The 329-nt window shown below is 56.2% G+C and carries 1 protein-coding gene; it reads left to right on the top strand.

What is annotated here, in order from left to right:
- Positions 1-121: 121 nt before the first annotated feature.
- A complete protein-coding gene (locus OC610_RS29085) occupies positions 122-280 on the top strand; it encodes a YqaE/Pmp3 family membrane protein (protein ID WP_003177654.1) in 159 nt (52 codons plus the stop codon).
- Positions 281-329: the final 49 nt, after the last annotated feature.

Below are 329 nucleotides of genomic sequence, written 5' to 3'. Positions count from 1 at the left end.
TGTCCGCGTTTTTTATCGGCGGACGCTTTCGAGGCGTCCCGCGAGCAATTACTGAACCCCGACGAGCGGGCAGGTGTCCATGGCTATGGCAACGTGGCCATCGCTCATCAGGGAGTCATCCATGGATTTCATTCGCATCATCATCGCCATCCTGCTGCCGCCGCTGGGTGTGTTCCTGCAAGTCGGTTTCGGCGGGGCTTTCTGGTTGAATATCCTGCTGACGCTGTTGGGTTATATCCCTGGCATCGTGCACGCGGTGTACATCATCGCCAAGCGTTGAATCCACTGATAATTTGAACAAACCCTTGTGGGAGCGAGCTTGCTCGCGA

It is taken from the genome of Pseudomonas agronomica (genome assembly GCF_025917275.1).
Lineage (GTDB): Bacteria > Pseudomonadota > Gammaproteobacteria > Pseudomonadales > Pseudomonadaceae > Aquipseudomonas > Aquipseudomonas agronomica.
The sequence above is the reverse complement of the archived record's forward strand: the minus strand, read 5'-3'. Positions and strand labels throughout refer to the sequence as shown.